21 protein-coding genes and 1 tRNA gene are annotated in these 20,873 nt (G+C 72.0%); 18 read left to right on the top strand and 4 right to left on the bottom strand.

Annotated elements, in window-relative coordinates; translation table 11 throughout:
- The 5 genes from ACFPP6_RS32335 to ACFPP6_RS32315 all read left to right on the top strand — a co-directional run.
- Nucleotides 1-347 (top strand): bifunctional ornithine acetyltransferase/N-acetylglutamate synthase (locus ACFPP6_RS32335; protein ID WP_382049878.1); only part of this gene is annotated, 347 nt, incomplete at its 5' end.
- Nucleotides 344-1,276, top strand: a complete 933-nt coding sequence (argB, locus tag ACFPP6_RS32330; RefSeq protein WP_382049876.1) for an acetylglutamate kinase — start codon at nucleotides 344-346, stop codon at nucleotides 1,274-1,276. The genes ACFPP6_RS32335 and argB, both read left to right, overlap by 4 nt.
- Nucleotides 1,273-2,466 (top strand): acetylornithine transaminase, encoded by a 1,194-nt coding sequence (locus tag ACFPP6_RS32325; RefSeq protein ID WP_382049874.1) that lies wholly within the window; start codon nucleotides 1,273-1,275, stop codon nucleotides 2,464-2,466. The genes argB and ACFPP6_RS32325 overlap by 4 nt, the downstream gene beginning before the upstream one ends.
- 94 nt (nucleotides 2,467-2,560) lie before the next feature.
- Nucleotides 2,561-3,103 (top strand): arginine repressor, encoded by a 543-nt coding sequence (locus ACFPP6_RS32320; RefSeq protein ID WP_058045220.1) that lies wholly within the window; start codon nucleotides 2,561-2,563, stop codon nucleotides 3,101-3,103.
- A gap of 252 nt (nucleotides 3,104-3,355) precedes the next feature.
- Nucleotides 3,356-4,567: an amidohydrolase family protein gene (locus ACFPP6_RS32315; RefSeq protein WP_382049872.1), complete on the top strand. Its 1,212-nt coding sequence runs from the start codon at nucleotides 3,356-3,358 to the stop codon at nucleotides 4,565-4,567.
- 81 nt (nucleotides 4,568-4,648) lie between these two features.
- On the opposite strand, the gene ACFPP6_RS32310 is transcribed toward ACFPP6_RS32315, so the two are convergent.
- A tRNA-Pro gene (locus ACFPP6_RS32310) sits at nucleotides 4,649-4,725 on the bottom strand.
- A gap of 202 nt (nucleotides 4,726-4,927) precedes the next feature.
- Between ACFPP6_RS32310 and ACFPP6_RS32305 the strand changes: the two genes are divergently transcribed.
- From ACFPP6_RS32305 to ACFPP6_RS32285, 5 genes are all read left to right on the top strand, one after another.
- Nucleotides 4,928-6,121: an argininosuccinate synthase gene (locus ACFPP6_RS32305; protein WP_058045222.1), complete on the top strand. Its 1,194-nt coding sequence runs from the start codon at nucleotides 4,928-4,930 to the stop codon at nucleotides 6,119-6,121.
- 112 nt (nucleotides 6,122-6,233) lie between these two features.
- Nucleotides 6,234-7,667: an argininosuccinate lyase gene (gene argH, locus ACFPP6_RS32300; RefSeq protein ID WP_382049869.1), complete on the top strand. Its 1,434-nt coding sequence runs from the start codon at nucleotides 6,234-6,236 to the stop codon at nucleotides 7,665-7,667.
- Between the two features lie 94 nt (nucleotides 7,668-7,761).
- Complete coding sequence (locus ACFPP6_RS32295) at nucleotides 7,762-8,328, top strand: TetR/AcrR family transcriptional regulator (RefSeq protein ID WP_382049867.1); 567 nt, start codon at nucleotides 7,762-7,764, stop codon at nucleotides 8,326-8,328.
- Complete coding sequence (locus tag ACFPP6_RS32290; protein WP_382049865.1) at nucleotides 8,325-9,875, top strand: MFS transporter; 1,551 nt, start codon at nucleotides 8,325-8,327, stop codon at nucleotides 9,873-9,875. The genes ACFPP6_RS32295 and ACFPP6_RS32290 overlap by 4 nt, the downstream gene beginning before the upstream one ends.
- Nucleotides 9,876-10,124: 249 nt before the next feature.
- Nucleotides 10,125-10,955, top strand: coding sequence for an alpha/beta fold hydrolase (locus tag ACFPP6_RS32285; RefSeq protein WP_382049863.1), 831 nt, complete (start codon nucleotides 10,125-10,127; stop codon nucleotides 10,953-10,955).
- Between the two features lie 21 nt (nucleotides 10,956-10,976).
- Here the strand turns inward: ACFPP6_RS32285 and ACFPP6_RS32280 are convergent, their stop codons facing one another.
- Complete coding sequence (locus ACFPP6_RS32280) at nucleotides 10,977-11,654, bottom strand: lysophospholipid acyltransferase family protein (RefSeq protein ID WP_168095169.1); 678 nt, start codon at nucleotides 11,652-11,654, stop codon at nucleotides 10,977-10,979.
- Between the two features lie 232 nt (nucleotides 11,655-11,886).
- Between ACFPP6_RS32280 and ACFPP6_RS32275 the strand changes: the two genes are divergently transcribed.
- The 3 genes from ACFPP6_RS32275 (at nucleotide 11,887) to ACFPP6_RS32265 (ending at nucleotide 14,269) form a co-directional block, all read left to right on the top strand.
- Nucleotides 11,887-13,068 (top strand): glycerophosphodiester phosphodiesterase, encoded by a 1,182-nt coding sequence (locus tag ACFPP6_RS32275; protein WP_382049861.1) that lies wholly within the window; start codon nucleotides 11,887-11,889, stop codon nucleotides 13,066-13,068.
- Nucleotides 13,069-13,131: 63 nt separating this feature from the next.
- On the top strand, nucleotides 13,132-13,650 hold the full coding sequence (locus ACFPP6_RS32270) for a sigma-70 family RNA polymerase sigma factor (protein WP_382049859.1): 519 nt from the start codon (nucleotides 13,132-13,134) through the stop codon (nucleotides 13,648-13,650).
- Nucleotides 13,651-13,732: 82 nt separating this feature from the next.
- Complete coding sequence (locus tag ACFPP6_RS32265; protein ID WP_382049858.1) at nucleotides 13,733-14,269, top strand: GNAT family N-acetyltransferase; 537 nt, start codon at nucleotides 13,733-13,735, stop codon at nucleotides 14,267-14,269.
- Here the strand turns inward: ACFPP6_RS32265 and ACFPP6_RS32260 are convergent.
- On the bottom strand, nucleotides 14,266-14,694 hold the full coding sequence (locus ACFPP6_RS32260) for a hypothetical protein (RefSeq protein WP_382049857.1): 429 nt from the start codon (nucleotides 14,692-14,694) through the stop codon (nucleotides 14,266-14,268). The two genes, ACFPP6_RS32265 and ACFPP6_RS32260, sit on opposite strands and share 4 nt — an antisense overlap.
- A gap of 2 nt (nucleotides 14,695-14,696) precedes the next feature.
- Nucleotides 14,697-15,056, bottom strand: a complete 360-nt coding sequence (locus ACFPP6_RS32255) for a hypothetical protein (protein ID WP_382049855.1) — start codon at nucleotides 15,054-15,056, stop codon at nucleotides 14,697-14,699.
- 583 nt (nucleotides 15,057-15,639) lie between these two features.
- Between ACFPP6_RS32255 and ACFPP6_RS32250 the strand changes: the two genes are divergently transcribed.
- The 5 genes from ACFPP6_RS32250 to cbiE all read left to right on the top strand — a co-directional run bounded on the left by ACFPP6_RS32250 (nucleotide 15,640) and on the right by cbiE (nucleotide 20,778).
- Nucleotides 15,640-16,746: a methionine ABC transporter ATP-binding protein gene (locus ACFPP6_RS32250; RefSeq protein WP_107105649.1), complete on the top strand. Its 1,107-nt coding sequence runs from the start codon at nucleotides 15,640-15,642 to the stop codon at nucleotides 16,744-16,746.
- Nucleotides 16,743-17,519: a methionine ABC transporter permease gene (locus tag ACFPP6_RS32245; protein ID WP_058045233.1), complete on the top strand. Its 777-nt coding sequence runs from the start codon at nucleotides 16,743-16,745 to the stop codon at nucleotides 17,517-17,519. Before ACFPP6_RS32250 ends, ACFPP6_RS32245 begins: the two co-directional genes overlap by 4 nt.
- A 141-nt stretch (nucleotides 17,520-17,660) precedes the next feature.
- Nucleotides 17,661-18,533, top strand: a complete 873-nt coding sequence (locus ACFPP6_RS32240; RefSeq protein ID WP_382049852.1) for a MetQ/NlpA family ABC transporter substrate-binding protein — start codon at nucleotides 17,661-17,663, stop codon at nucleotides 18,531-18,533.
- Between the two features lie 174 nt (nucleotides 18,534-18,707).
- Nucleotides 18,708-19,349, top strand: coding sequence for a GNAT family N-acetyltransferase (locus ACFPP6_RS32235; protein ID WP_382049850.1), 642 nt, complete (start codon nucleotides 18,708-18,710; stop codon nucleotides 19,347-19,349).
- A 181-nt stretch (nucleotides 19,350-19,530) separates the two neighbouring features.
- On the top strand, nucleotides 19,531-20,778 hold the full coding sequence (cbiE, locus tag ACFPP6_RS32230) for a precorrin-6y C5,15-methyltransferase (decarboxylating) subunit CbiE (protein ID WP_058045236.1): 1,248 nt from the start codon (nucleotides 19,531-19,533) through the stop codon (nucleotides 20,776-20,778).
- Nucleotides 20,779-20,873 lie beyond the last annotated feature (95 nt).

Raw genomic sequence — 20,873 nt, 5'->3', positions numbered from 1 at the left:
TGATCAACGCCGCCACCGAGGACGACGCTGTTGAGGTCGGGCGTTCCATCGCCCGTAACAACCTCCTCAAGTGCGCTCTCCACGGTGAGGATCCCAACTGGGGCCGGGTGCTCTCCGCGATCGGTACCACGTCCGCCGCCTTCGACCCCGACAAGCTCAACGTCGCCATCAACGACGTCTGGGTCTGCCGGAACGGCTCCGTCGGCGACGACCGCGACCTCGTCGACATGCGCTACCGGGAGGTCCGCATCACCGCCGATCTGGCCGAGGGCGGCGAGTCCGCCGTCATCTGGGCCAACGACCTCACCGCCGACTACGTCCACGAGAACAGCGCGTACTCCTCATGACGACCACGGACAGCGCGGGCACGACCCGCAAGCACACCGCCCTCCCCAAGGCGCGCATCCTCGTCGAGGCGCTGCCCTGGCTGACGCGGCATCACGGCAAGACCGTCGTCATCAAGTTCGGCGGCAACGCCATGGTCGACGAGGACCTGAAGGCAGCCTTCGCCCAGGACGTCGTCTTCCTCCACCACGCCGGGCTGCGCCCGGTCGTCGTGCACGGCGGCGGCCCGCAGATCAGTGCGCAGCTCGACCGGCTCGGCCTGGAGTCGGAGTTCAAGGCCGGCCTGCGGGTGACCACCCCGGAGGCCATGGACGTCGTCCGCATGGTGCTCGCCGGCCAGGTGCAGCGCGAACTCGTCGGCCTGCTCAACGAGCACGGCCCGCTCGCCGTGGGCCTGACGGGCGAGGACGCCCACACCATGACCGCCACCAAGCACTACGCCGACATCGACGGCGAACGCGTCGACATCGGCCGCGTGGGCGAGATCACCGCCATGGACACCGGCGCCGTCCAGGCCCTGCTCGACAACGGGCGCATCCCCGTAGTCTCCTCCATCGCCCGCAGCGCCGACGACGGCCACGTCTACAACGTCAACGCCGACACCGCGGCGGCGGCGCTCGCCGCGGCCCTCGGCGCGGAGACGCTGATGGTCCTCACCGACGTCGAGGGCCTCTACGAGGACTGGCCGCACAGCGACGAGGTCATCAGCCGGCTCACGGCGAGCGAGCTGGAGGCCCTGCTGCCCGAGCTGGCCAGCGGGATGGTCCCCAAGATGGAGGGGTGCCTGCACGCCGTGCGCAACGGCGTCACCACGGCCCGCGTCATAGACGGCCGGGTCCAGCACTCGATCCTGCTGGAGATCTTCACGGACGAGGGCATCGGCACGATGGTCGTGCCCGACGAAGCGGCGAACGAGGGGAAGCAGCAGTGAGCAACGCCGGACTCACCCAGCGCTGGCAGGGCGCCCTGATGGACAACTACGGCACCCCGCGCATCCCCCTCGTCCGCGGGGAGGGCAGCACCGTCTGGGACGCCGACGGCAAGCCGTACCTCGACCTCGTCGGCGGGATCGCCGTCAACGCCCTCGGCCACGCCCACCCGGCGGTCGTCCGGGCGGTCTCGGACCAGATCGCCACGCTCGGCCACGTCTCCAACCTCTTCACCGCCGAGCCGACGGTCGCCCTGGCCGAGCGGCTGCTCGCCCTCGCGGGCCGGCCGGGCCGCGTGTACTTCGCCAACTCGGGGGCGGAGGCGGTCGAGGCCGCGTTCAAGATCGGGCGCCGGACGGGCCGGACGCACATGGTCGCCGCCACCGGCGGCTTCCACGGCCGCACGATGGGAGCCCTGGCGCTCACCGGCCAGCCCGCCAAGCAGGACCCGTTCCTGCCGCTGCCCGCGGGCGTCACCCACGTCCCGTACGGCGACGCCGAGGCGCTGCGCGCCGCCGTGACCACCGACACCGCGCTCGTGGTGCTGGAGCCGGTCCAGGGCGAGGCCGGCGTCGTCGTGCCGCCCCCCGGCTACCTCGCCGCCGCCCGGGAGATCACCCGCGCCACCGGCACCCTCCTCGTCCTGGACGAGATTCAGACAGGTATCGGCCGCACCGGCCACTGGTTCGAGCACCGGGCGCAGGGCGTCGAGCCCGACATCGTCACGCTCGCCAAGGGCCTCGGCGGCGGCCTGCCGATCGGGGCGACGCTCGCCTTCGGCGCGGCCGCCGATCTGCTGACGCCCGGTCAGCACGGCTCCACCTTCGGCGGGAACCCCGTCGCATGTGCCGCCGCCCTGGCGGTCCTCGACACGCTGGAGGACGAAGGAATTCTCCCCCGCGTGGCGGTGACGGGGCAGCGGCTGCGTGACGGGATCGCTGCGCTCGGCCACCCGCTGGTCGACCGCGTCCGTGGCGCGGGCCTGCTGCTGGGTATTGTCCTTTCCGAGCCCCTTGCACCGAAGGTGCAGCAGGCAGCACAGGACGCCGGCCTCCTGGTGAACGCGGTCGCACCCGACGTGGTGCGGCTGGCCCCGCCGCTGATCATCACCGAAGATGAGGTGGAAACGTTCCTCCAGACGCTGCCGGGTGTCCTGGACGCTGCTGCTGCCGCCGTCGGCCCGGGGGTGTGAGCGGCCGGAGCGGCCGACGAGGCGGACGGGGCCGGCGGGGCGACACGGCCCCTGCGGACCCCCGGGGAACGACGAAGCGGAGACTGACGAGACGATGACCCAGGCGCAGGAGCCGGAGCCGTTCCACGGCGGACAGGCCGTACCGCAGACCCGTACCGCCCGCCACCGCCGGATCGTGGACATCCTCGGCCGGCAGGCGGTCCGGTCGCAGAGCCAGCTCGCCAAGCTGCTCGCCGACGACGGCCTGTCCGTCACCCAGGCGACGCTCTCCCGCGACCTCGACGAACTGGGCGCGGTCAAGATCCGCAACACCGGTGGCGAGCTGATCTACGCGGTCCCGTCGGAGGGCGGCGACCGCACCCCCCGGGCCCCGCTCGGCGAATCCGCGACCGAGGCCCGCATGGGCCGCCTGGCGGGCGAACTGCTGATCTCGGCGGAGGCCTCCGCCAACCTGGTCGTCCTGCGCACGCCGCCGGGCGCCGCGCAGTTCTTCGCCTCCGCGATCGACCAGGCGGGGGTGCACGAGATCATCGGCACCATCGCCGGCGACGACACGGTGATGCTCATCAGCCGCGACCCCAAGGGCGGCCAGGCCCTCGCGGACCACCTGCTCAGACTGGCCCAGAAGGAGCGCTGAAAGCGCGGGCGCACCCGGGGGATCCCGGCCGCGCCCCCGCCCGGACCGAACGTGCCGATGGCGTCCCGCACTTGCGGGGCGCCATCGGTCGTACCGGCCGCGCTCCCCCGCTCCGCCCCGTCCCCCTCCCGCCCGGGAAATCATGCCGGGGAGCGGCCTCCCGCGGCGCCGGAGTGGGCAGGATGAGAAGGGCCCAGGGCGTCGGCGCCGTGAACACCGGCCCAACAGCAGCCATTGGGCAAGGGAGGACACATGCTCGCGATCCGCGCGGCGAAGCTCTTCGACGGGATAGGACCGGGGCTCGTCGAACGGCCCGTGGTGCTGGCCGAGGGCGGGCGGGTCGTCGCCGTGCACCCCTGCGGGAGCGTGCCCGCGGGCGCCGAACTGCTGGACCTGGGGGACGTGACGCTGCTCCCCGGCTTCGTGGACACCCACGTCCACCTCGCCTTCGACGCGAGCGACGACGCCGTGGGACGCCTGCGGCGCGCGGACGACGAGGAACTGCTGGACCGGATGCGCGAAGCGGGCCGGGCGGCGCTCGCCGCGGGCGTGACGACCGTACGGGACCTGGGGGACCGGGGGTACCTCGCGCTGCGGGTGCGCGAGGAGACCGCCGAGGACCCCACGGCCGGTCCCACCGTGCTCGCCTCCGGGCCGCCGATCACCACCGCGCGGGGCCACTGCTGGTTCCTCGGCGGGCAGGCCGAGGGCGCCGACGCGATCCGGGCGGCCGTGCGCGAGCGTGCCGGGCGGGGCGTCGACGTGGTGAAGGTGATGGTGACCGGCGGCGACCTGACCCCCGGCTCGGACCCGTTCCACCTGCAGTACAGCCACGCCGAGCTGCTCGCCGCCGTGCGCGAGGCCCACCGGCACGGGCTGCCGGTCACCGCGCACGCGCACTCGGCGGCCGGCATCGCCGCCGCCGTGGCCGCCGGGTTCGACATGGTCGAGCACTGCTTCTTCGTCACCGAGGTCACCGACGGGAGCGACGGGACCGGCACCGGCGTGGACTACGACCGGCGCATCCTCGACGACATGGTCCGCCTCGGCGTGGTCGCCTCCCTCACCCTGGGGGCCCTGCCCGGCGGTCCGCCGCCCCCGCCGCGGATCGCCCGCCGCCTGCCCGGGATGGTCGCCGGGATGGCCGCGATGCGGGAGGCCGGCGTGGGCGTGGTCTGCGGCAGCGACTCGGGGATCTTCCCGGTCAAGGCCCACGGCAGCCATCCGTACAGCGTCGTCGCCATGGCGGAGATGGGCTTCGGCCCGCTGGAGGCGCTGCGCGCGGCGACCTCGGCCGCGGCCCGCGCGTGCGGCGTCGCCTGCCGCAAGGGGTGCATCGCGCCGGGCTTCGACGCGGACATCGTGGCGGTGGCGGGGGACCCCCTCGCCGACATCACGGCCGTCCACGCGGTGACGGCGGTCCTGCGGGAGGGGCGGCGGGCCGGCCAGGAGAAGCCGCTGTAGGGCCCGGTCGGCAGCGGGGCCGGAAAACGGAGAAGGCCGCTTCCTCTTACGAGGAAACGGCCTCCGACCTGCGATGTTCGCTGGTCGGGACGGCGGGATTTGAACCCACGACCCCTTGACCCCCAGTCAAGTGCGCTACCAAGCTGCGCCACGTCCCGGTGCCCGTCCCTCCCGGGTTTCTTCCCGGTCGGGCGTGCAGAAAGAAAATATCCTGTTTGGCTGCGTGATCCAAATTCGGGGTCCGGGGCTCCGTCTGCGTCATGATCCGATCACGTACCGCTACCGGTGTCGCCCATTGACGAAACATACGGTGCAGTGCATACTTATACCCATCAGCGTATGCATCGTAAGGAGAAACCCGTGACCGAGCGCGTCGTACTCGCCTACTCCGGCGGCCTGGACACCTCCGTCGCCATCGGCTGGATCGCCGAGGAGACGGGCGCCGAGGTCATCGCCGTTGCCGTGGACGTCGGCCAGGGCGGCGAGGACCTGGACGTCATCCGCAAGCGCGCGCTCGCCTGCGGTGCGGTGGAGGCGGAGGTCGCCGACGCCAAGGACGAGTTCGCCGAGGAGTACTGCCTCCCGGCGATCAAGGCCAACGCCCTCTACATGGACCGGTACCCGCTGGTCTCCGCCCTCTCCCGGCCCACGATCGTCAAGCACCTCGTCGCCGCCGCGAAGAAGCACGGCGCGACCACCGTCGCCCACGGCTGCACCGGCAAGGGCAACGACCAGGTGCGGTTCGAGGCCGGCATCTCCTCCCTCGCCCCCGAGCTCAAGTGCATCGCCCCCGTCCGGGACTACGCGATGACGCGGGACAAGGCCATCGCCTTCTGCGAGGCCAAGGGCCTGCCGATCGCCACGACCAAGAAGTCCCCGTACTCCATCGACCAGAACGTCTTCGGCCGGGCCGTCGAGACGGGCTTCCTCGAGGACATCTGGAACGCCCCGATCGAGGACGTCTACGACTACACCGCCAACCCGGCCACCCCCCGGGAGGCCGACGAGGTGATCATCACCTTCGAGCAGGGCGTCCCGGTCGCGATCGACGGCAAGCCCGTCAGCGTCCTGCAGGCCATCCAGCAGCTCAACGAGCGGGCCGGTGCCCAGGGCGTCGGCCGGCTGGACATGGTCGAGGACCGGCTGGTCGGCATCAAGTCCCGGGAGATCTACGAGGCGCCCGGCGCCATCGCGCTGATCACCGCCCACCAGGAGCTGGAGGCCGTCACGGTCGAGCGCGAGCTCGCCCGGTACAAGCGGCAGGTCGAGCAGCGGTGGACCGAGCTCGTCTACGACGGCCTGTGGTTCTCCCCGCTCAAGCGGGCCCTGGACGGCTTCATCGCCGAGGCCAACGAGCACGTCTCCGGCGACATCCGGATGACGCTGCACGGCGGCCGGGCCGTCGTCACGGGCCGGAAGTCCGAGAAGTCCCTCTACGACTTCAACCTCGCCACGTACGACACGGGCGACACGTTCGACCAGTCCATGTCGAAGGGCTTCATCGAGATCTTCGGCCTGTCCTCGAAGATCGCCGCGAAGCGCGACCTGGCCTGACCGGCCGGCTGCCGCTGCGGCCACCCGTGCCGTAAGGGCACGGGTGGCCGCAGCGGCGCCCGCCCACGGCGACGGCCGCCTCCCCTCCCCACCACCCACGAGGAGCACGCAAGTGAGCAACGGCACCACCGACGACGTCCGGCTCTGGGGCGGCCGTTTCGCCGACGGCCCGGCCGAAGCGCTGGCCAAGCTGTCCGCCTCGGTCCACTTCGACTGGCGGCTCGCCCCCTACGACATCGCCGGTTCCCGTGCCCACGCCCGCGTGCTCCACACGGCCGGCCTGCTGACGGCCGACGAGCTGGAGCGGATGCTCGACGGCCTCGACCGGCTGGAGAAGGACGTCGCCGCAGGTACCTTCACCGGCACCGTCGCCGACGAGGACGTGCACACCGCGCTGGAGCGGGGCCTGCTGGAGCGGCTCGGCCCGGACCTCGGCGGCAAGCTGCGCGCCGGGCGGTCCCGCAACGACCAGGTCGCCACGCTCTTCCGGATGTACCTGCGCGACCACGCCCGGATCATCGGCGGGCTCGTCACCGATCTGCAGGAGGCGCTCGTGGGCCTCGCCGAGGCCCATGCCGACGTCGCCATGCCGGGGCGGACGCACCTGCAGCACGCCCAGCCCGTCCTGTTCGCCCACCACGTGCTCGCGCACGTCCAGTCGCTCTCCCGGGACGCCGAGCGGCTGCGGCAGTGGGACGAGCGCACGGCGGTCTCGCCCTACGGGTCGGGGGCCCTCGCCGGGTCCTCCCTCGGGCTCGACCCGGAGGCGGTCGCGGCCGACCTCGGCTTCGAGCGCGGCTCGGCGGGCAACTCCATCGACGGCACGGCCTCGCGCGACTTCGTCGCCGAGTTCGCCTTCATCACGGCGATGATCGGCATCGACCTCTCGCGGATCGCCGAGGAGGTCATCATCTGGAACACGAAGGAGTTCTCCTTCGTGACCCTCCACGACGCCTTCTCCACCGGCTCGTCGATCATGCCGCAGAAGAAGAACCCGGACATCGCCGAGCTCGCGCGCGGCAAGTCCGGGCGGCTCATCGGCAACCTCACCGGCCTGCTCGCCACCCTCAAGGCCCTGCCGCTCGCCTACAACCGGGACCTGCAGGAGGACAAGGAGCCCGTCTTCGACTCCTGCGACCAGCTGGAGGTCCTCCTGCCGGCCTTCACCGGGATGATGGCCACCCTCACCGTCAACCGCGCCCGGATGGAGGAGCTGGCCCCCGCCGGATTCTCCCTGGCCACCGACATCGCCGAGTGGCTCGTCAAGCAGGGCGTGCCGTTCCGCGTGGCGCATGAGGTGGCGGGGGAGTGCGTCAAGGAGTGCGAGGCGCGCGGCATCGAGCTGGACGGCCTGACCGACGAGCAGTTCGCCGCCATCTCGCCGCACCTGACGCCCGAGGTCCGGTCGGTCCTGAGCGTCCCCGGCGCGCTCGCCTCGCGCAGCGGGCGGGGCGGCACCGCGCCGTCCGCGGTCGCGGTCCAGCTCGGCGAGGTCAAGGCGGACCTGGCGGTCCAGCGGGAGTGGGCGGACGCCAAGCGCGGCTGAGACGGCCACGCCCTTCCTGAGACGGCCACGCCTTCTCTGAGACGATGGAAACCCGGATGAGACATTCGCGTCTCATCCGGGTTATCGTCGTCTCATGAGTGTTGACCGAGACCATGTGCTGAAGGAGGCCGCCGCCCTGCTCACCCGCAGGGCGACCGCCTCCATGGACGAGATCGCCAAGGCCGCCGGGATCGGTCGCGCCACCCTCCACCGCCACTTCGCCGGGCGCGACGCGCTCGTCCGCGCCCTGGAGGACCTGGGCATCCAGCAGTTCGGGCAGGCCCTGGACGCGGCCCGGATCGAGGAGGGCGACGCGGCCGGCGCCGTGCGCCGCCTGATCGACGAGGCCGAGCCCGTCGCCGGCATGCTCGCCTTCCTCTTCGCCGAGAACCAGCTCTACGAGAACGGCACCAACGAGGGCTGGAACCGCCTCGACGCCCGCGTCCAGGAGCTCTTCCGCCGCGGGCAGGAGGAGGGCGCCTTCCGGCTCGACCTGACGCCCGCGTGGCTCACCGAGGCCCTCTACGGCCTGATCGGCACCGGCGCCTGGGCCGTCCAGGACCGGCGCGTGGCCGCCAAGGACATGCCCCGGATGGTCGCCGAGCTGCTGCTCGGCGGCGCCGAGCGAAGGACGGACACCGAGCGGAGGATGAAACGGTGACCGGAACCGCCGGCGGCCCGCAGACCCTCGCGGCCCCCGCCGAGACCCCCCGCCCCGGGCGCTGGCTCGCCCTCGCCGTCCTCGCCCTGGCCGTGCTCCTCGTCGCCGTCGACGCCACCGTCCTCGGCCTGGCCACGCCCTTCCTCAGCGAGGACCTGCAGCCGTCGGGCACCCAGCTGCTGTGGATCGGCGACGTCTACTCGTTCGTCATCGCCGGACTCCTGGTCTCCATGGGCAGCCTCGGCGACCGCATCGGCCGCAAGAAGCTCCTGCTGTGCGGCGCCGTGGCCTTCGGCGCGGTGTCGGTGCTGAACGCCTACGCCACCACGCCCGAGATGATGATCGCCGCCCGGGCCCTGCTGGGCGTCGCGGGCGCGACGCTGATGCCGTCCACGCTGGCGCTCATCCGCAACATCTTCCACGACCCCAAGGAACGCAGCCTGGCCATCGGCATCTGGGGTGCCATGGCCTCCGCGGGCGCCGCCGTCGGGCCCGTGGTGGGCGGATTCCTGCTGGGGCACTTCTGGTGGGGCTCGGTCTTCCTGATCAACCTGCCGGTGATGGCCGTGCTGGTGCTCGTCGGCGCCAAGCTGCTGCCCGAGTCGCGCGACCCCTCGCCCGGCCCGTGGGACCTGCTCAGCGTCGCGCTGTCGATGACCGGCGTCATCGCCGTCGTCTACGCGATCAAGGAGGGCGCGACGCACGGCCTGGGCTGGGACGTCGCCGCGGCTGCGGCCGTGGGTGCGGCGGCGCTCGTGTGGTTCGTCCGCCGGCAGCTCACGCTGCCCTCGCCGCTGCTGAACATGCGGCTGTTCCACAACCGGGGCTTCTCGGGCGCGGTGCTGGCCGACCTGCTGACCGTCCTCGGCCTGTCCGGCATGGTCTTCTTCCTGTCGCAGTTCCTCCAGCTCGTCCAGGGGCGCAGCCCGCTGGAGGCGGGCCTGGCCGAGCTGCCGGCCGCGATCGGCGCGGTCACCGCGGGTCTGCTCGCGGGACGGGCCGCCCGGCGGTTCTCGGTGCGGTCGGTGGTGACGGGCGGGCTCGCGGCCATCGGCGTGGCCCTCGCGGTGCTCGTCTGGCTGGAGTCCGACACCGCCTACCCGGTGCTCGGCGCGACGCTGCTGGTCGTGGGGGTCGGTGCGGGCTTCTCCTTCACCGTCACGGCCGACGTCATCCTCTCCAGCGTGCCCAAGGAGCAGGCGGGTGCCGCCTCGGCGGTCTCGGAGACGGCCTACGAGCTGGGCGCCGCGCTCGGCATCGCGCTGCTCGGCTCGATCGTCACCGGCGTCTACCGGGACTTCACCGTTCCCGCGGGCGTGCCGGAGGCGACCGCCGCGCAGTCCCGCGAGTCCCTCGGCGGCGCCGTGGAGGCGACCTCCGCCCTGCCGGCCGACCAGGCCACGGGCCTGCTCACCTCCGCGCAGGACGCCTTCGTCGACGGACTGCAGATCGCCTCGGGCGTCGGCGCGGTGGTGCTGCTGGCCACGGCCGTTGCGGCCTGGTTCCTGCTGCGCGGGCAGAAGCTGGAGGAGGGGTACGGCGGCTGAACCGCCGCGCGGGTACGGCAAACGGAACCGCATTCACCGGTTTGAGCCGGGTAAGGCTCACATGAGCAAAGCGCACCACGGGCCGGGGCGGCAAGCCCCGGCCCGTGTGACATATGCCGGAAACAATTCCTCTTGACGCGATGCTTACGCGCGGGCAACGATCACGACCACTGGTCGACATTGTCGAACACGGTTCGGTTCCGACGGTGGTCCCCCACCGTCCCGTTGCCAAAGGAAACCCCCTCCCTCATGCGTCTCCGCAGAACGGTCAGACTGCTGCTCGCCGCCGCGGCCACCGCGGCCCTGGGCCTCACGGGCCTGGCCGCGTCCCCGGCCTCCGCGTCCGTCCTCGACATCCCGCCGCGCGGGGCCAACGACTGGTCCTGCAAGCCGGATTCGGCCCACCCCGAGCCCGTCGTGCTCGTCAACGGCACCTTCAAGCTCATGGGCGAGAACTGGTCCGCGCTCTCCCCGAAGCTGAAGGAGGCGGGCTACTGCGTCTTCGCCTTCAACTACGGCAACATGGAGACCGCCCCGATCCCGCAGGCGGCCGAGGAGCTGCGCGACTTCGTGGAGGCCGTGCGCGGCGCCACGGGCGCCAAGAAGGTCGACCTCGTCGGCCACAGCCAGGGCGGCATGATGCCGCGCTACTACGTGAAGTTCCTGGGCGGCGCGGACAAGGTCGACGACCTCGTCGGCATCGTCCCGTCCAACCACGGCACGAAGAACCCCCTGGCCATCCCGGCCGGCTGGACGTTCTGCCCGTCCTGCGCCGACCAGCGCTGGGGCTCGCCCTTCATGCAGAAGCTCAACGAGGGCGAGGAGACGCCGGCCGGTCCCGACTACACCGTCGTCGCCACGCGCTACGACGAGGTCGTCATCCCCTACACCAGCTCCCTGCTCAACGGCCCGGCCGAGCGCGTCACCAACGTCGTGCTGCAGGACAAGTGCAAGCTCGACTTCTTCATGCACGACCAGTCCACCAAGGACCCGGTCGTCGCCCAGTGGGTCCTCAACGCGCTGGGGCGCAAGGGTCCGGCCGACCCGTCCTTCCACCCCCAGTGCATCGGTCTGGGCTAGTCGCCGTCAGGTGACGTGGCGTCAGGCGGCCTTCGAGGCCCTGGCCTTGGTCGCGTAGACGTCCACGTACTCCTGGCCCGACAGGCTCATGACCTCGCTCATCACCTCGTCGGTGACGGCGCGCAGGATGTAGCGGTCGCGGTCCATGCCCTCGTAGCGCGAGAAGTCCAGCGGCTCGCCGAAGCGCACCGTCACCGGGGCGAGGTGCAGCATGCCCTTGCCGCCCGGCTGGACCTTGTCCATGCCGATCATCGCGAACGGCACCACCGGCGCGCCCGTCATCAGCGCGAGGCGGGCGATGCCGGTGCGGCCGCGGTAGAGGCGGCCGTCGGGGGAGCGGGTGCCCTCGGGGTAGATGCCGAAGACCTTGCCCTCGTCGAGGATGCGGCGGCCGGTCATCAGCGCCGCGACGCCGCCGCGCCCGCCGTCGCGGTCCACCGGGATCATGCCGGAGCTGCGGAAGAACCAGGCCATGAGCCGGCCCTTGATCCCCTTGCCCGTGACGTACTCGTCCTTGCCGATGAAGAAGACCTGCCGCTTGACCACCAGCGCGAGGAACAGCGAGTCGACGAACGTCACGTGGCTGCCCGCCAGGATGACCGGCCCGCTGCCGGGGATGTGCTCCGTGCCCTCCACCTTGGGGCGGTACAGGACGCGCATGAGCAATCCGAGGAACGCCTTGAGCAAGATGCGGGACAACGGAGGCCCTCCGGTCGTGATGGTCGGTGCGGCGCACGTCTGCGCAGGGGAGTGACCATACTCGCCGGTATGGGCCTTGCGCACCCCGGGTAGGGGGACGCGATACGGAGTGTTGACAGGAGTTTGCACGTCGTTTGACCTTCGTCTTCACAGACGGAAGTCGTACATGTTTACGATCGGCGCGTCCGACGGGTGCCGGAACGGTGCCGGGACGCGCAAGCAAGGAGCGTTCATGGATCAGGAGCAGCGGCCGGGCAGGCGCACCCTTCTGGGGGCCGCGGCGGCCCTCGGCGCGGGAGCGGTCGTCCTCGGCGGCGGAGCGGGCACGGCCTCGGCCGCGCAGCGCGGGCAGGCCGCGGAGCGCGCCCACGGCGGCGGCACCGGCGGTTCGTACAAGGACCTGCCCAGGCCGACCGTCATCGGCCACCGCGGCGGCAGCGGCTACCGCCCCGAGCACACCCTCGGCTCCTACCAGTTCGCCCTCGACAACGGCGCGGACGTCATCGAGCAGGACCTCGTCCCCACCAAGGACGGGCACCTCGTGTGCCGGCACGAGAACGACATCACGGGCACCACCGACGTCGCCTCCCGCCCGGAGTTCGCCTCCCGCAGGACGACGAAGACCGTCGACGGCGAGGCCCACACCGGCTGGTTCACCGAGGACTTCACGCTCGCCGAGCTGAAGACGCTGCACGCCAAGGAGCGCATCCCCGGCACCCGGCAGCACAACACTCTCTACGACGGCGTCTGGCAGGTGCCCACCTTCGAAGAGGTCCTGAAGTGGGCCGACGAGCAGGGCCGCAAGCGCGGCCGGCGCATCTGGCTGCACATCGAGACCAAGCACCCCACCTACTTCCGCAAGGCCGGCCTCGGCCTGGAGGAGCGGCTCGCCAAGCTGCTGCGCCGCTACAACCGCTCGGGCCGCAACGCCCACACCTTCCTGCAGTCCTTCGAGCCGAGCAGCCTCCAGCGGCTGAACCGGCTCGGCGTCGACTGCCCCAAGGTGCTCCTGCTGGACGACCTCACGACGCAGCCGTGGGACTTCGTCGAGGCCAAGGACCCGCGCACGGTCGCCGACCTGATCACGCCCAAGGGCCTGAAGTGGGTCTCCGGCTTCGCCCAGGGCATCGGCCCGTGGCTGAACCTGATCATCCCGCGGGACAAGAACGAGAAGCTGACCAAGCCCACCACGCTGGTGCGCGACGCGCACGCGGCCGGGCTGCTCCTGCACCCGTACACCATGCGCAACGAGAACAGCTTCCTGCCGGCGGACTTCCGGCGGGGCACCGACCCCAACGGGTACGGCGACGCGCTCGCGGCGTTCAAGACGTACTTCGCGACCGGGATCGACGGCATCTTCTCGGACAACTGCGACACCGCGGCGATCGCTCGGGACGCGTTTCTGAAGGGGTAACCCGCAAGGGTGATCGTCCGGCGGTCCGGAACCGCCGGAGCCGGGTCCCACGTCACGCCTCGCATGACGCAGAGCGATCTCCTGACCCGGCTGAGCCCCCTGCTCAAAGCGGAGTGCGCCGCCGAGGCGGCCGCGGTCGCCGGGACCGACGCCGCCGACCTCGAACAGGGCGTCTGGGTGCGGCTGCTCAGTGACAGCCGCACCATCGTCTCGGCGGCCCGGCTGCGGGCGACCGTCCGGGCCGAGGCCCGCGCCGCGCGCCGCCGCGCCCGGCGCGAGGTGCTCTACGACCCCACCCACTCCGAGCCGCCGGGCGGCCACGACGCGGGCGTCGAACAGCAGGTGCTCGCCGCCGAGGAGCGCCGGGCGCTGCGCGCCGCGGTGCGCCGGCTGCCCGGCCGGTGCCCGCGGCTGCTGGCCGCCCTCCTCTCCCGGAAGGACCCGACCTACCGAGAAATCGCAGGCGAGTTGGGAATGTCACAAGGATCTTTGGGGCCGGTACGTTCCCGTTGCCTGGGATGCCTGCGCAGAATGCTGACGGCGGAGGTTGCCGCTCCTGAACCCTGGGGAAAGGAGCGATAGACAACCGGCGCCACGGAGGCGACGTGCACCCACGACGGCTCCTGTCAGGGCGGACCGAACCGGAAAGGGGAGGCGCGGGCACATGGGCATGAGCGTGACCATCTCTGCGGCGACCGATCTCGACGCCGAACAGATCCTCAAACTCCAGTACCTCTGCTATCAGGGCGAGGCCGAGCTCTACGGCGACTACTCCATCGCGCCGCTCACCCAGACCCTCGCCGAGCTGCGCGCCGAACTGGGCGCAGGCTGCGTCCTGGTGGCCCGGCTCGGCGACGAGGTCGTGGGCTCGGTGCGCGGCGCGGCCGGCCCCGGCGGCGCGGCGGTGATCTCCGGGATGATCGTCCATCCCCGGATGCAGCGGCACGGCCTGGGCGGGCGGCTGCTCGCCGCGGTCGAGGCCCGGCTGGCGGCGGAGGGGGCCACCCGCTACCGCCTGGCCACCGGCCACCGCAACGAGGGGAACCTGCGGCTGTACCGCAAGTGGGGGTACGTACAGGTGGCCAGCGAGCAGGTCACGCGCAAGCTCACGCTGGTGACGATGGAGAAGGAACGCCGGGAGCAGGACGCGGAGTCCGCGCAGGGCGCCGCCGGGGCGGCGCTCGCGACGACGAGCCGCTAGCCGGCCTGTGGCTGTGCCGCCCGGCGCAGCCACACCATCGCGGTGACGGGCAGGATCACCGGGATGAAGAGATAGCCCATGCCGTAGTCCGACCAGACCGTGGCGTCGGGGAAGGCGGACGGCTCGGCGAGCGTCCACGTCCCGACGACGAGGACGCCGGCCAGCTCGGCGGCGCAGCACACGAGCGCCGCCCGGCGGGCCGCGGGGCCGCCGCGGACGAGGGAGTACGTGATGAAGGCGTACACCACGGCGGCGATCGCCGACAGGACGTAGGCCAGCGGGGCCCGCCCGAAGTCCAGGATCATCTGGACGATCGAGCGGGAGGCCGCGGCGACGGTGAAGACGCCGTAGAGCCACACCAGCAGCCGGCCCGGCCCCTCGCCGAGGTTGAAGCCCGGCTTGGCGGGGGTGGTCGGTTCGGTCACGGTCAGCCTCCCCAGATGTCGTAGAGCCGCACTTCGAGCACGGCCAGGATCACGGCGCCCGCCGACACGGTGGCCGAACCCCATCGGGTGCGCTCCGCGAGCGACATGAAGCCCGCGGCGGGAACGGCCGCGGCCGAGCCGATCAGATAGGCCAGGAAGATGGCGGTGCCCTGCTCGGGCTTGTCCCCTCCCGCCAGCCGCACGACGCCGACCACGAGCTGGGCGACCGCCAGGACGGTCACCACGGCCATGCCGATGAAGTGCCAGTCCTTGGTGGACTGGTCGCGGGAGAAGGCGATGCCGCACCAGGCGGCCAGCGCGAGGGCGGTCAGTCCGACCGCGAGCGTCAGCGCGCCGATCACCGTGGCCACCGGGCTGCGGGCGCGTGCGGAGGGGGCTGGACAAGCATGGGACGACTTTAATGGCCTGCCCGGAATGCGCCGCGCCCGGCCCCGCACCGGGCCCCGTCGGCCCGTGGCCTTGACCACAGGGCGCCCCCGGCTGCCCCGGCCGAGCGGCGCGGGCGCAGGGTTCGCAGCCCGCGTCCCCGCAGGTCAAGCGGCGGGGGCCGATGGCTTGAAGATCGCTTAGGGGGAGCGGGGTGTGTCCACGAACCGGCCATGCGCGTCCGCTATTCGGACAGCCTTGGCCGACTCGCACATCCGTCTGTTTTACTTTCCCGCATGACCACGACGAGCAGCCGCACCTGTGCGACCGAGGCGATGACGACGCCCGGCGCTGCTCGTTGCATGTGTCGAATGTGTGACCGCTGAGGGCCCCCGTTCCGTGCCTCGCGCCCCGAAGCGAGACCCGTAGAGCCCGCGTCCCGCGTCCCACCCGGACCGGACCGGAAAAGCTCCGCCCCGCGTCACCAGGACCCCCCGAAGCCGCGACCCTCGTTCGCGCCCGCCGGGGCACCTAGGCCGCGCTCCGCAATGAATGCCCGTGCCCGGCGCCCTCACCGCCGCGCACTCGACAGTGACGGAAACCCCTGTGATCACCACTACGGGCCTGACAAAGGTCTACCGCTCACGCGGCCGCGAGGTCACCGCCCTCGACGGCGTCGACCTCCACGTGCGGGAGGGCGAGGTGTACGGCGTCGTCGGTCAGAGCGGCGCCGGCAAGTCGACCCTCATCCGCTGCGTGAACCTCCTGGAGCGCCCCAGCTCCGGAACGGTCACCGTCGCGGGCCAGGACCTCACCGCCCTCGCCGGGCGCGGCAACCGCGCCGGAGCCGAGCTGCGCAAGGCGCGCAGCCGCATCGGGATGGTCTTCCAGCACTTCAACCTGCTGTCCTCGCGGACCGTGCAGTCCAACATCGAGCTGCCGCTGGAGATCCTCGGCGTCTCCGGCAAGGAGCGCGAGCGCAAGGCCCTCGAACTCCTCGACCTCGTCGGCCTCGCCGACAAGGCCAAGGCCTACCCCGGCCAGCTCTCCGGCGGCCAGAAGCAGCGCGTCGGCATCGCGCGCGCCCTGGCCGGCGACCCCAAGGTGCTGCTCTCCGACGAGTCGACCTCCGCGCTCGACCCGGAGACCACCCGCTCCATCCTGCAGCTGCTGCGCGACCTCAACCAGCAGCTCGGCCTGACCGTCCTCCTCATCACCCACGAGATGGAGGTCGTCAAGACCATCTGCGACTCCGCGGCCCTGATGAAGGGCGGGCGCGTGGTGGAGTCCGGCACCGTCTCCGAGCTCCTCGCCACCCCCGGCTCGGAGCTCGCGGCCGAGCTCTTCCCGGTCGGCGGCGAGCCGTCCGGCCCGGACCGCACCGTCGTGGACGTCACCTTCCACGGCGACGCCGCGACCCAGCCGGTCATCTCCCAGCTCTCCCGTACGTACAACATCGACATCTCGATCCTGGGCGCCGCGATGGACACCGTCTGCGGCAAGCAGGTCGGCCGGATGCGCATCGAGCTGCCCGGCCGCTTCGAGGAGAACGTCGTACCCATCGGCTTCCTGCGCGAGCAGGGGCTCCAGGTCGACGTCGCCGACGTGCGGAACGCCCACGACGCAGCCCCGGCCGACGCGCTCCTGAAGGATGGTGCCAAGTGACCTGGACCGAGATGCAGCCCCTGCTGCAGAACGCGTGTCTGGACACCCTCTTCATGGTGTGGTGGTCCACCGTCTACACCATCCTCGGCGGCCTGCCGCTGGGCATCCTGCTGGTCCTCACCGACCGCGGCGGCCTCCTGCAGAACGTCGTGGTCAACAAGGTCGTCGGGGTGGTCGTCAACCTCGGCCGCTCGCTGCCCTTCATCGTCCTCATGGTGTGGCTGATCCCCTTCAGCCGCTTCGTGGTCGGCACCTCCATCGGGCCCAGCGCGGCCGTCGTGGCCCTGGCCATCGGCGCGATCCCGTTCTTCGCCCGGCTGGTGGAGACCGCGCTCCGCGAGGTCGACCACGGCCTCGTCGAAGCCGTCCAGTCCATGGGCGGCGGCACCTGGACCGTGATCTTCAAGGTGCTGCTCCCGCAGGCCCTGCCCTCGGTCATCGCGGGCCTGACCACGACCGTCATCGCCCTCATCGGCTACTCCGCGATGGCCGGCGCGGTCGGCGGCGGCGGCCTCGGAAACCTGGCCATCGTCTACGGCTACCAGCGCTCCGAGACCGGCCTGATGAACATCACCATCGTGCTGCTCATCGTCATCGTCACCATCGTCCAGCTCGCAGGAGACCTCGCCGTACGGGCCCTCGCCCGGCGCGGCGGGCGGCAGGCGGCCCCCGTGGGCCTGCGCCGCCTGTGGGCCCCCGCCCGCGTGGCCCCCAAGCCCGTGGCGACCGTCCCGGCCCAGGCCGAGGCGCCGGAGGCCTCCAAGGCCTCCTGACCGCAAAAACTTCCTGATCGGAGCTGATCAGGCCTGGCACGAGGGGCATTTCGCCCCTCACCGCAGATCCACGAGCCCGGACCCTTTGCCGGGCGGCAACACCTCGTGAACCCAGGAAATCCAGAAAGAGGGGCACTCTTCGTGCGTACCACCGTCAAGCTCACCGCCGCCGTCGCGGCCGCCGCCGCACTCACCCTCGGCCTGAGCGCGTGCAGCGCTCCGTCCGACACCTCCTCGTCCGGCAGCTCGAAGAAGGGCAAGGACGCCGACCCGGCCGCCAAGCTCGTCGTCGCCGCCAGCCCGACCCCGCACGGCGACATCCTCAACTTCGTCCGCGACAACCTCGCGGAGAAGGCCGGCCTGAAGCTGGAGGTGAAGGAGTTCAACGACTACGTGCTCCCGAACACCGCCACGCAGAACGGCGAGGTCGACGCCAACTTCTTCCAGCACAAGCCGTACCTCGACGACTTCAACAAGAAGCAGAAGACCGACATCGTCCCGGTCGTCAACGTCGAGCTCGAGCCGCTCGGCCTGTACTCCGAAAAGGTAAAGAAGGCCGGCGACCTCGGCAGCGGCGCGACCATCGCCGTGCCCAACGACGCCACCAACGAGGGCCGCGCCCTGAAGCTGCTGGCCGACAACGGCGTCATCGTCCTGAAGGACGGCGTCGGCTCCGCGGCGAAGCTCTCGGACATCAAGGACGACAAGGGCATCAAGTTCACCGAGCTCGAGGCCGCCCAGATCCCCTCCCGCCTCGCCGACGTCGACGCCGCCGTCATCAACGGCAACTTCGCCATCGGCCACAAGCTCAACCCGGCCAAGGACGCCATCGCCCTGGAGAAGGCCGACGGCAACCCCTACGCCAACTTCCTCGCCGTGAAGAAGGGCAACGAGTCCGACCCGCGCGTCCAGAAGCTCGCCAAGCTCCTCAACTCCGACGAGGTGAAGAAGTTCATCGAGCAGAAGTTCAGCAACGGTGCCGTCCTCCCCGCCTTCGGCGCGGTGAAGGGCTGACCCCGCCTGTCGCTTCCGTAACCACAGACGCCCCTGTGGCCCCAGGCCCCGCGCACCCGTCGGCGTGCGCGGGGCCGACGCGCTTGGCGCACCCACGCATCGATGCTGCATGCTGGTGCACTCAAGCCCGGAGCGCCCCGTCCCGAGCCCACTTCCCCGGCGTTGGAGCAGCACATGACATCCACCTTCCCGGACATCTCCATCAGTACGGACCGGCTGGTGCTGCGCCCGTTCGAAGCCGAGGACGTGCCGGCGCTCGCGGAGATGATGAGCGACGAACTCGTCACCGCCTGGACCTCGGTGCCCCACCCCTACACCACCGCCCACGCCCGTGACTGGGCCCTGCGCGAGGCCCCCGCCGAGCGCACCGAAGGGCGCGGAATCGTCTTTGCGGTCACCGAGTTCCTCACCCACCGCCTCGTCGGCTGCGTCCACCTCCACCACACCGACTGGCGCGCCCTCTCCGCCGAGGTCGGCTACGTCGTCGCCCCCTGGGCCCGCGGCGAGGGCTACGCCTGCGAATCCGTGCTCGCCGTCGCCGAGTGGCTCTTCCGCGACCAGAAGTTCGAGCGCCTGGAGCTGCGCACCGCCGCCGACAACACTGCCTCCCAGCAGGTCGCCCAGAAGATCGGCTGCATCAGCGAGGGCGTGCTGCGCAACGCCTGGATAGGACGCGGCCGCACCCGGGACGGCGGCTGGACCGAGCTCCGCACCGACCTCATCATCTGGAGCCTCCTCCCCGAGGACCTCGACGAAATGCGCGAGCAGCCCGCGGGGGACCCCGGCTACGCTGCGGCCTTCCACGACTGGTCCTGACACCTGCCGCTCCCGGAGCGGCTCCGGCCGCGGGCCGGGCGGTCCCGGACACCGCATCCGGACCGGGGAAGGTCCGGACCAATTGGGGGTACGCTCGCCCTGCCCCGCCGCCCCCGTCCCCGCACTCCCCCCTCACAGACCCGCCCGCAGACGCGCCGACAAGCCCAGGAGAATGACGACGATGGCCGACCGGGTCACGGTGATCGGGTGGGACGGCTCACCACTCACGGACGCGGCCCGCTCCGCCCTGGCCGCCGCCACCCTCGTGGCCGGCGCCGCCCACCACCTCGACCTGCCCGAAGTCCCGCCCGCCGCCGAGCGCATCCGCCTCGGCAGCGTCGACCTCGCCGCCCGCCGCATCGCCGGCCACCGCGGCTCCGCCGTCGTCCTCGCCGACGGCGACCCCGGCTTCTTCGGCGTCGTCCGCACCCTGCGCGCCCCCCAGCACGGCCTCGAGGTCGAGGTCGTGCCCGCCGTCTCCTCCGTCGCCACCGCCTTCGCCCGCGCCGGCATGCCCTGGGACGACGCCCAGATCGTCGTCGCCCACAGCCGCGACCTGCGCCGCGCCGTCAACGTCTGCCGCGCCCACACCAAGGTCGCCGTCCTCACCTCGCCCGGCGCCGGCCCCGCGGAACTCGCCCTCCTCCTCGGCGACGTCCACCGCACCTTCGTCATCTGCGAGGAGCTCGGCACCGAGCGCGAACAGGTCACCGTCCTCACCTCCGACAAGGCCCCCGACCACTACTGGCGCGACCCCAACGTCGTCATCGTCATCGGCGGCGCCGGCGCCACTCCCGCCACCGTCCCCGGCTGGGGAGCGACCCGGCCCCGCGCCGGCGGCGGCTGGATCGCCGGCCGCGACCCCGGCTACCCCCCGGCCGTCCGCGGCTGGGCCCTGCCCGCCGACGCCTACGGCAGCGACCTCGGCGAGGGCGAGGCCACCGAACTGCGCGCCGCCCAACTCGCCCGCCTCGGCCCCCGCGTCGGCGACCTCGTCTGGGACATCGGCTCCGGCAGCGGCGCCGCCGCCGTCGAGGCCGCCCGCTTCGGCGCCGCCGTCATCGCCGTCGACCGCGACGCCGACGCCTGCGCCCGCACCACCGCCGTCGCCCGCCGCTACGGCGTCCAGCTCCAGGTCGTCCACGGAGCCGCCCCCCAGGTCCTGGAGGACCTCCCCGAACCCGACGTCGTCCGCGTCGGCGGCGGAGGCGCCCCCGTCGTCGCCGCCTGCGCCGCCCGCCGCCCCGAGCGCATCGTCGCCCACGCCGCCACCCGCGACGAGGCCGAGGCCGTCGGCCGCGCCCTTGCCGAGGGCGGCTACGCCGTCGAATGCACCCTGCTCCAGGCCGTGGAGCTCGACCCCGCCGCCTGGGCCGAGCGTGAACGGTCCGTCGCCTTCCTGCTGAGCGGGCGCCGTACCCACCTGTGACCCCGCCCCGCCGGGCGGAGGGTAGGCTGGCGGATCGTTGTACCGCCCCTCGGTGTCCGACACCACAGTCGTCAATGTCCCGAACGCACCCTCCT

Origin of the sequence: Streptomyces aureoversilis, from assembly GCF_042657885.1 — a bacterium.
GTDB lineage: Bacteria > Actinomycetota > Actinomycetes > Streptomycetales > Streptomycetaceae > Streptomyces > Streptomyces aureoversilis.
The sequence above is the reverse complement of the archived record's forward strand: the minus strand, read 5'-3'. Positions and strand labels throughout refer to the sequence as shown.

Excerpts from the sequence above, each read along its gene's own strand:
- argB (WP_382049876.1), top strand. The coding sequence starts at position 344 with ATGACGACCACGGACAGCGCGGGCACGACCCGCAAGCACACCGCCCTC.
- ACFPP6_RS32320 (WP_058045220.1), top strand. The coding sequence starts at position 2,561 with ATGACCCAGGCGCAGGAGCCGGAGCCGTTCCACGGCGGACAGGCCGTA.
- ACFPP6_RS32315 (WP_382049872.1), top strand. The coding sequence starts at position 3,356 with ATGCTCGCGATCCGCGCGGCGAAGCTCTTCGACGGGATAGGACCGGGG.
- ACFPP6_RS32295 (WP_382049867.1), top strand. The coding sequence starts at position 7,762 with ATGAGTGTTGACCGAGACCATGTGCTGAAGGAGGCCGCCGCCCTGCTC.
- ACFPP6_RS32285 (WP_382049863.1), top strand. The coding sequence starts at position 10,125 with ATGCGTCTCCGCAGAACGGTCAGACTGCTGCTCGCCGCCGCGGCCACC.
- ACFPP6_RS32275 (WP_382049861.1), top strand. The coding sequence starts at position 11,887 with ATGGATCAGGAGCAGCGGCCGGGCAGGCGCACCCTTCTGGGGGCCGCG.
- ACFPP6_RS32270 (WP_382049859.1), top strand. The coding sequence starts at position 13,132 with ATGACGCAGAGCGATCTCCTGACCCGGCTGAGCCCCCTGCTCAAAGCG.
- ACFPP6_RS32265 (WP_382049858.1), top strand. The coding sequence starts at position 13,733 with ATGGGCATGAGCGTGACCATCTCTGCGGCGACCGATCTCGACGCCGAA.
- ACFPP6_RS32235 (WP_382049850.1), top strand. The coding sequence starts at position 18,708 with ATGACATCCACCTTCCCGGACATCTCCATCAGTACGGACCGGCTGGTG.
- cbiE (WP_058045236.1), top strand. The coding sequence starts at position 19,531 with ATGGCCGACCGGGTCACGGTGATCGGGTGGGACGGCTCACCACTCACG.